This window comes from Mesorhizobium sp. CNPSo 4684, from assembly GCF_057784315.1.
The window spans coordinates 25,404-34,480 of record NZ_JBWLUX010000049.1 but is presented as its reverse complement, the minus strand read 5'-3'; the positions used below and the strand labels follow the sequence as shown (position 1 = coordinate 34,480).

Here is a 9,077-nt window from a genome sequence, read left to right as displayed (position 1 = left end):
CTGGCGAATTCGACAAGTAGGCTGTCGCCAGCGGAACCGACGATGCGTCCGTGCGACTCTGTGATCTTGGGCTCGATCACTTCGGCGCGCAGCCTCTTAAGATGCGCAAGCGTGCCAACCTCGTCGGCTCCCATGAGGCGGCTGTAGCCAACGACGTCGGCAGCAAGGATTGCGGTGAGGCGTCGCTCCATGCTTGTGTCCTGCCTCTCCCGTAGGTCGAAGCTCCGAGCGGCGAGCGTATTCTAGTCCTACCTCGAATGCGAGCGTGCAGTGCCGGCGCCGACAGCGATCAACTCACCACGTCCCTTGGGCACCTCACACGGCGTCGTTATGGTCCGATCGCGGGTGCTGCCGAAGGGCTACTTTGGTCACGGAGCGACGCTTTGTGAATGCGCCGCTCCGCATACTTCAGAGATCAACCTGTTCAGAGATCGCCAATGCGTCATCGACTTCGATGCCGAGGTAACGGACGGTGCTCTCCAGCTTCGTGTGACCGAGAAGCAATTGCACAGCTCGGATGTTGCCGGTCTTCTTGTAGATCTGCGACGCCTTTGTCCGCCTCATTGAGTGCGTACCGTATCGTTTCGGGTCGAGACCGATGCTGGCCACCCATCTGCCTACGATCCTGCCATACTGCCTTGTAGACATGTGCGGCTTAGCGCGAACCCGGCTGGGGAAAAGGAAATCCCTTTCGGTGAGGCGGCGGCGTGCTATCCATTCACCGACGGCCGCGCGTGTCTGCACGGTGATCTCGAACTGGACTGGCCGCCCTGTCTTCTTTTGTACGATCACCGCCCGATCACGCACGCTGCCGGAACGGGCGACGTCTCCGACGGTGATCGTGACCAGGTCGCAACCGCGCAGCTTGCTATCGATCGCGAGATTGAACAGCGCAAGATCGCGTTCTGCGCCGGATACCTGCAATCGCGTCCGGATGCTCCAGACTTCTCGTGGCTGAGCGGAGGCTTCTGGCCGACGATGTGGCCTCTGTTCCAACTAGGCATGGTCCTTCTCCCATTCCACAGCCGCAGCGCCCGATCCGAGCCCGCAAATTGTAACGTCTCGCCTGGAGCCGCCTCCGAGGATTCTGTTCGAAAGGTTACGGACTTACGACTTGCGGCGTGTCAGATGAAGTCGACCACGGCAATGGGCGCACCGCGCCATCTCCAGAAGTTCGCACGAACTTCAAGAAAGGTCGCGGCTAGCCCTGGAGCGGAAGTATAGGTGAGCATTCCGTGCCGGCGAGCGCCGCCAACTGCGTGCGACTGCCCTGTAAGCCGGAGGTCAGAACGTCTTGCTCATAAGCAGGATAGGAACCGGAGCCCCGCCACGATCGTCGAAGAATTTCTTGACGGGTTGGTACCCGCAGGCGCGATACAGTGGCTCTCCGGCCGCGGTAGCTGCCAGCTCAGCACGGGCGAAGCCCTCGGCCTTGGCGGCACGCTCACAAAGCGCAAGGATCAGGTGGCCGACCCCCCGCCGGACAAAGTCCGGATGGGTGTACATGGCTCTGATGCGTGCTGCGTCCTTGGCAGGATCAAGCGGCGCTGCATCACGTCCAGGCGACTGATCTCCACCATACATCGTTGCGCGCCGGCTCCAACCGCCGCAACCTGCCAAAACGCCGTTGTGCTCCACGAGGAAGTAAGTACCGTCGTCGACAAGTTGTGTATCCAGCCCCATGATGGCGCGGCTGGATTGGATCTGAGCGTCATCTAGAAAGGGCTTCTGGAGTTCAGAGATCGCCGCGTCCATGAGCGTAATCAGGGCCGGGAGATCCTCGCGTTGTGCTTTCCGGTGCCGAAAGTTTTCACTGGCCATGTTCAAGTCTCGATATGACGAATTTCGTTCCGGCAGAGGAGACCAACTATTCGCTGCTGCGGCAGCCTCGAGACGCCTATCCACTGCGGCCCCGAGGGTATAGCCATGACAGTCATTCTGGCAGCCCCGCCATGCGATAGCCTTCCACGATATGCCGCCGCACGTCTTCGGCCGGGAAAGGCTGGGAAGCTGACCAATGCCGGATTGTGAAGTGCGGGTTGCTTATCATGAACATTTCCGCCTCCCAGTGCGCCTCCTCCAAACGGCCAAGTTGCGCAAGGCTTGCTGCAAGCAGGCGTCGTGAAGTCGTGCGATAAGTTTCGGGTCTCCGCAACGTTTGAACCGCGGATTCGTAGTCGCCGATGGCATACTGAGCCTGGCCCAACATCCAGTAATACCAACCGGGCGGGTGAGGGTTGAGCCGCAGCGCCTTGCGCACCTGCTCTATGGCTTCGGCAGGCCGGCCGTTTTCCGTTGTCAGTTCAGCCTGCATCGCCCATGCGTCGGCGTGGTTGGGATCCAGCTTGTGGGCGGCGGCGAATTCGGCATCCGATTCCGCCCAGCGACCCTCATGTCCTAATATAACGCCCAATACCCATCGGTTCCCAGCGTCATTCGGGTCGAGTTCGACCGCCTGCTGTGCTGCGGCAAGCGCACTTGCGCGATTGGGATCCATCGGTTCGTCCCAGAACTCCCAGCCCAGCCAGAGGTTGAGTGCCAGCCAACGATGCGCCTCCGCATATTCCGGATCGAGCGCGATTGCCCGGTTTAGCAGGAAAATGGCTTCTTTCGCGGTGAGCGCCGTTTGCAGGCCCAAGGCCCGTGCACGCACACATAGATCATAGGCCTCCAGGTTGCTCGGTCTGTTGCGCCCCGGCGCGGCGGTCAGACGGCCCACCAGAGCCTCGACAATCTTGCCGGTCACCTCGTCCTGAACGGCGAAGATATCTTCAAGGCTTCGGTCGAATCTTTCGGCCCAAAGGTGGTCGCCCCCGATCGCATCGATCAATTGAGCGTTGATACGCACCCGTCCAGCTGCCCGCCGTGCACTACCCTCAAGAAGATGGCGCACTCCCAGTTCTCGCGCGATGCGACGCACATCCACGTGCCTGCCCTTGTATGCAAAAGCCGAGTTGCTGGCGATGACAAACAACTCGCTGTTCCTCGACAGATCCGTGATCAGGTCTTCGGTGAGGCCGTCGACAAAAGCCTCCTGCTCCGGATCGTTGCTCATGTTCGTAAAGGGAAGGACGGCGATGGAGGGCTTGCCGGGGAGCGGCAGCGGCGCCTTCTCCGCCGGTCCGCCACCTTCAGATGAGATCGATAACCGAATCCGGTAAACGGACACCGGTTCTGCAACGTTCTTGATCGCTTGCGGACCGAGTTCGTCGAAGTCGCATTCAAGCTTTCGCTTGACTTGGTCGTAGACGCTGCCGGAGACGCAGATATCTCCAGCCCCGGCCATTGCCTGAAGCCGCACTGCGACGACAACGCCATCGCCGAACAGATCGCCGTCCTCGACAACGACATCGCCCAGATTGATGCCGATATGCAGGTTGATTTGTCGGTCGAAAGCCAGACCCTCGTTCGCGGCCATCATCCGCTTCTGGAGTTCGACGGCGCATGACACAGCGTTCACTGCGCTTCCGAACTCGACTAGGACGCCATCACCCATCACTTTTACGACACGGCCGTGACGGTCGCGGACCAGTGGTTCGAGGATCTCCTTCCGCCTCCTCTTTAACGCGGTCAACGTCCCTTGCTCGTCCAGGTCCAGAAGTCGGCTGTAGCCCACCACGTCGGCGGCCAATATGGCGGCAAGACGGCGTTGGGCGCGTTCTTCGGCCATTTCGCTTTGCTTTCATTGAAAGCAGAAAAATGGGATTGTATGACGCCCATTTCAAAAGTCTATCAAGCTGACTTCGAAGCTCGATCGGCAAGCCGCTACATGGGTGATCGCGCCAGTCGATTGTCCCATTGGCCCCACGACTTGTTCCTTGGGGCTGATGTCGAGGAAGGCCAGCAAGGAGTCACGTCCGTTTACAGGCGGCTAAGTTGGTCACTAAGGTAGCTTTCTGGCCAAGAAAGGCCTTAGGGCTTCTTGACGGCAAAAGTCCGACAAGGGTCGACTCAAGCCGTAGCGCGAAGGTCAGGTTTTGAGAAGCGCCGGGAATGGCAGCTCCTGGCGCTCCTTGCTCGTTCTGATCGGCGAGACGGAAGGCAGTAAACCACCCCGACCGGACCTTCCCGAGCCTCATCAGGCAATCTGATGTCTGAACGCACCAACCCACCACGTGCGCCGCTACCGGTCATTCGCAGCGCGCCTCGTTAGCTGACCTTCAGCCACCGGCCGGAGTCGACCCGAAGCAGACGTCGCCACCGGTAGCCAGCCTGCGCTAAGATGCGGTAATCTTGATAGCAACATGGGTGCCTCCCTCTACGAGCCGATTAACGTCTACAAGCCACTCGCGCCGGACATCGGCATCGTCGATGGTCCCCTGGAATACTTGACTGTAGGCGGAATTAAGCTGCCGCTTCCGTTCACTACCCGAATGACTGTGGTTCGCCTTTCAAGCGGTGACCTCTTCCTCCATTCGCCGATCAAGTTCGACGCTCGGCTGGCCGAGGAATTGCAAGGTGTGGGCAGGATTCGCCATCTCGTATCGCCCAACCAATTCCACTATGCGCACATTGGGGAATGGGCGGCGGCGTTTCCCGATACGATCACTTGGGCGTCACCCGGTGTGCGTCAACGGGCACGGGCACGGCATGTGAACGTCGACTTCAAGAGGGACCTGGAAGCCAGTCCACCTGAAGAATGGCGTCAAGAGATCGATCAGGTGCTTTTTCCCGGCGGCTATTTCAAAGAGTTCATTTTTTTCCACAAGGCGTCGAGGACACTGATACTCACCGACGCGATCATCAACATCGAACTGGACAAGATTTCCGAGCCATGGCGAACGGCCACTAAGCTCACTGGGATGTATCATCCTGGAGGTCAAATATTCTTCGGTATGCGGCTGCCGCTGCTCGTGCTGCGACGGAAGGTAAAGGCAGCAATCGGAAGAATCCACTCATGGCAGCCGCAGCGAATCGTGCTCAGTCACGGCCGCTGCTTTGATGCGGATGCGGACAAGGTCATCCGAAGGATATTCGGAGCACCGCCCTACGGAGGGTAGTTTGTCCCCTGGGCGCGAGATAAGTGCGATGTCCGCTCTCCACCCCGACCGGACCTTCCCGAGCCTCATCAGGCAATCTGATGTCTGAACGCACCAACCGACCACGTGCGCCAATAGCACCAGTCAAACGTGTGTTCTGGAATGACTCCAATTGGCGCGACCGCGCCCGTTGAACGCGCTGCCCCTTCCACCAACTAACCGCCAAGGCTATTCCCGCCGAGCCGAGGGCGTGTCATATAGCGTAGCACGCTCCAGCTCGCTGAGCAGGGCCTCGGCCTCTGTGACGTCGGCGGTTTCGAAACCCTCGGTGAACCAGCCGCGAACGGCTGTCAGAAAATCGTGGGCTTTCTCCCCGGCGCCTCGCTCTGCCCACAGGCGTGCGAGTTGCGTCGCAGTTCGCAACTCCCACCATTTGGCGGCCTGCGCCCCAGCGGTCTCTACCGATTTGCCGAAAGATTCCGCCGCCAAGTCGCCGTCGCGACCAGGGTCGCGCAAAGCAAACGCCCCTTTCAGTCGGTACAGTTCGGCATCAAACCAACGCTCGCCGGTCGAAGTCGCGCGCTCGAACGCGTCGTCGAGCACGCGTCGCGCATCTTCAACGTTGCCGCTACTACAGTAAGCCTCAGCCAGAATAGACCCGTAGTAAGGCATCATCACCAGGTAACCGGCGTTCACGTCGTGTTCGTAGCAGGTTTTGAGGGTCTCGAGGCCTTCGGTTGCATTTCCTTCAGCGATGAGTGCGGCAGCTCGAAAGCCCCGTCCCTTGTTCAACATTGCAGGCATGGCTTTTTCGGACGCGAGAGCAATCAGGCGCTCGCTGTCGCGCCGAAGGGCGAGCCAGTCTTTGCACAAGTGGTAATAGACGCACGTGTTGGCGAGAGCCAACGCGATTGCGAAGGGCTGTCGCGTTTTCTCCGCAGTTTCCAGACCCTGCCGACACCGCCGGTACCCCTGCTCGGGGTAGCCCAGAATGAGCAGCGTCCTGGCAAGGTAGAGGTTCGGTCCGGCGTCGGCGATGTCCGCACCGAGCAGAGGGTCCAGGTCAGGTGCTCTTGTCGAGACCCGCTGCTCCAGAAATGAGCGTGCGGTGGCAAAATCGCCCATCCAAAGGGCAACGAATCCGGCTGCGTCCGCTCCAATCGGGCCACCCTCGCCGTATGCGCTCGCCGCCGCGCGCATCAGCTCGTTTTCGACTTCGCGCGCGCGGTCGAGCTCCGCGCGATTGTAGTAACAAAGAAACTCGCCATAGCAGGCCCGGAGGTTCTCGTGCGCCGCTCCCGTTTGCGCTGCCAAGAATCGGGCGCGAGCATAAGCGGTGCCAGTTTCGACCGCCGCCGTGCCTCTAGCCGCCCGGAGCGCATCGCCGAGCGCAAGGCGGAGCCCGAGTTCAAGTCGGTTGCGCTCCAAGCCTTCCGGCAGCGTTTCGAGAAGCGAAAGACCGCTATTGAGCTGGCCCAACGCTTCTCTTGTCGCCGAGCGCATGATCGCCGTGCGTGCCGCAGCCTGATAATATGGCACTGCCTGCTCGACAAGCCCGGCCCTGCCGTAGTGGCCGGCGACGAGTTCGGGATGGGCTGTGGCCGTGTCCTTGAATCTGTTGACCAGCGCGTCGGCAATCGCCCCGTGCAGTTCCCGGCGGCGCCTTTTGAGGAGCGATTCGTAGGCGGCGTCCTGAATGAGAGCGTGCCTGAAGATATTTGCCGGGCTGGCCGGGGTGCCGCCGCTCAAGATTAGCTCGGCTCCGATCAGTTCCGAGAGCGCCGTCTCCAATTCACCGGCAGGCATGTCGCTCACGCTCGCCAGCAGCGCACGATCGAACTCCCGCCCAATCACGGCACCGACTTGCGCGGCATGCCTTGCGGAGGGCGGCAGGCTGTCGAGCCGAGCCATCAGCGCGTCCTGAAGTGTCACGGGAACCGTGACTGCAGGCAGAGATCCCAACAGGTTGAAGTGATCTCCTGCGTCGACAAGGACGTTGAGATCGCGCATCGCCTTGGTCAATTCCTCGATGAACAGCGGAACGCCGTCGGTGTGCGCGACGATCTCGTTCAAGACTTCCTGCGGAAGACGCTTGCCCGCAACGGCCTCGGCCACTGCGGCCGCCTCAATCGGATCGAGCCGTTCGAGCACGATCCAGTCAACGTGCGCGCCTCTCCAGGTCGGCTTGAATTCCGGCCGAAAAGTGACGAGCAGCAGCACGGGCAATTGGGCGATACGATCGTTGATCCGATCGACCAGTTCCAGCGTCGTCGGGTCGAGCCATTGTGCATCTTCGACGACCATGAGCAGCGGATGCCGCGTCGCGAGCCCCTCAACCCAGTTCAGCAGCACTTCAAACGTTATGGTCTTCCTCTGCTGAGGGGTCAGATCACGTAACGAATGCTGCTCGCCGGTTCGAACGCCGAGCAGATCGGCGATGACAGGGATGGCGCCGGTAGTATCGGACAAAGCCCTTCCAAGAAGAAGCTCGAGCTTCCTGAACGGTGTTTTGTCCGGGTCAATGTTTGCAAACTCCGCAGAGCGCCGGATTTCCGAGATGACGGGCCGTAGCGCCGAGTTCGTGTAGTACGGCGAGGCGTCGAAATGGATTGCCTGGAGCCGGTTCCCTCTCAGTCGATCCACGAAAAAGCGCACCAGTCTCGATTTTCCGATCCCGGGTTCCCCGGTTAGGAGGACAACCTGGCCCATCGTTCGCCTGACCCGCCCCCAGCGCTCGAGCAGCAGATCAATCTCGCGGCCTCGGCCGACGAACGGCGTGAGTAACGTACCGTGAAGTCCCTCAAACCGACTTTCACTGTGCCCGATGCCGAGGACCCGCCAGAGGGCTACCGAGGGACCGATCCCTTTGATCGGCTGCCTTCCCAGGTCCTCCAGGTCGAAAATCCCTCCGACGAGGTGCCGGGTGGTTTCGGAAATCACAACCTGGTCCGGCTCTGCTGCCTGCTGCAGCCGTGCTGCGAGGTTCGGCGTCTCCCCGACGATCTCGTCCGGACGCTCTGCCTCCCCTTCCCCTAGGCTTCCGATGACCACCAACCCTGTGGCAATACCGATGCGTGCACGAAGGTGAGGAACCTCTTGCGTCTTGATTCCACCGGCTGCCGCCACAATGCGAAGGGCAGCCTTGATCGCCCGTTCAGCCGCGTCCTCCTGTGCCTTCGGCCAGCCGAAATATGCAAGAATGCCATCGCCCAAGAACTTGGCCACGTGCCCTCCCAAACGGTCCACTTCTTCGGTTACCGCGCTTCGGTAACGCCGCATCACCGCCCGCAGTTCTTCGGGGTCGAGCTGTCGGCTTAGCTCGGTCGACCCGACGAGGTCGACGAACATCACCGTGAGCTGCCGCCGCTCCGCCTCTGTCGGGGCAGATAAAGGCAGCGCCGTCTTCAGCGATGCGGATGCGCCAATGGGCGCCGACCTCGAAACCAGGGCCAGTGAGGCAATCGCATCGAGCAGCTTGCGCCTGTGACCGACGGAGGTCACGCCGAGTCCCGTCAGATCCTCGGCCCTCAGGTGGGCAAGAACCTCTCCACTAATATCATTGTCGCGAAAGGCCTTCTCGTATTCTCCCAGGCCGATACCGCGAAGCCAGGTGGCGACGTCCACGTCCCCCTCCTGTATGAAAACACAATAATACACCAAAAGCCCATAATGGATGCGTGAAAACGGGCCCGAGAAGAGTCGTTTCGGCCCCAGCTGAAGGTCCCATTAATAGGACCAGAAATGTCTGGTTGTGGCGGCGCAAGAATGTCCTTCCGGAACCGGAACTGATGACCCAAGTCGGCTATCCGCTGAGCAGCGGAAACGTCGCGAGAGGATCAAAAGCCGCCATCGACTAAGCAGATCGCTATTGCCGGAATCGGTCGACTGCAGAAGGGCCGCTATTGAAGCAATGACAGTCGAGGCCTGACGGTCCGGTTTCGGCCCCAATACTGTCGTTCCGCGAGGTCGGGGCGAACCCGGGACCGATGCGTGGTGGCGCAAATAGGCGGCGGGCACTGGGATCGTGGTAATGCGCAGTGACTTCGGCCGCCCAAGAGTCTAGGCTAGCATGCCTTCTGCCACCTCGCCTCCGAGGTT

4 protein-coding genes and 2 pseudogenes are annotated in these 9,077 nt (G+C 60.6%); 1 reads left to right on the top strand and 5 read right to left on the bottom strand.

The annotated features are described in order from the left end of the window. The 4 genes and pseudogenes from AC04SG_RS30600 to AC04SG_RS30585 form a co-directional block, all read right to left on the bottom strand. Window positions 1-191: pseudogene (locus AC04SG_RS30600) on the bottom strand (adenylate/guanylate cyclase domain-containing protein); the annotation flags it as partial. A 217-nt stretch (window positions 192-408) separates the two neighbouring features. Beyond that, window positions 409-1,004 (bottom strand): annotated as a pseudogene (locus AC04SG_RS30595) (tyrosine-type recombinase/integrase). 280 nt (window positions 1,005-1,284) lie between these two features. Further along, window positions 1,285-1,821 carry a GNAT family N-acetyltransferase gene (locus AC04SG_RS30590; RefSeq protein ID WP_488554076.1) on the bottom strand — a complete coding sequence of 179 codons (537 nt, stop codon included), beginning with the start codon at window positions 1,819-1,821 and terminating at the stop codon, window positions 1,285-1,287. 112 nt (window positions 1,822-1,933) lie between these two features. Beyond that, window positions 1,934-3,670, bottom strand: coding sequence for an adenylate/guanylate cyclase domain-containing protein (locus tag AC04SG_RS30585; RefSeq protein ID WP_488554075.1), 1,737 nt, complete (start codon window positions 3,668-3,670; stop codon window positions 1,934-1,936). A gap of 574 nt (window positions 3,671-4,244) precedes the next feature. Between AC04SG_RS30585 and AC04SG_RS30580 the strand changes: the two genes are divergently transcribed. After that, window positions 4,245-5,000, top strand: a complete 756-nt coding sequence (locus AC04SG_RS30580; RefSeq protein ID WP_488554074.1) for a DUF4336 domain-containing protein — start codon at window positions 4,245-4,247, stop codon at window positions 4,998-5,000. Between the two features lie 207 nt (window positions 5,001-5,207). On the opposite strand, the gene AC04SG_RS30575 is transcribed toward AC04SG_RS30580, so the two are convergent. Further along, window positions 5,208-8,603: an AAA family ATPase gene (locus tag AC04SG_RS30575; protein ID WP_488554073.1), complete on the bottom strand. Its 3,396-nt coding sequence runs from the start codon at window positions 8,601-8,603 to the stop codon at window positions 5,208-5,210. Window positions 8,604-9,077: the final 474 nt, after the last annotated feature.

What these genes read in the sequence shown, in the direction of transcription:
- AC04SG_RS30585 (WP_488554075.1), bottom strand. Translation starts at nt 3,670, where the DNA reads ATGGCCGAAGAACGCGCCCAACGCCGTCTTGCCGCCATATTGGCCGCC.
- AC04SG_RS30590 (WP_488554076.1), bottom strand. Translation starts at nt 1,821, where the DNA reads ATGGCCAGTGAAAACTTTCGGCACCGGAAAGCACAACGCGAGGATCTC.
- AC04SG_RS30580 (WP_488554074.1), top strand. Translation starts at nt 4,245, where the DNA reads ATGGGTGCCTCCCTCTACGAGCCGATTAACGTCTACAAGCCACTCGCG.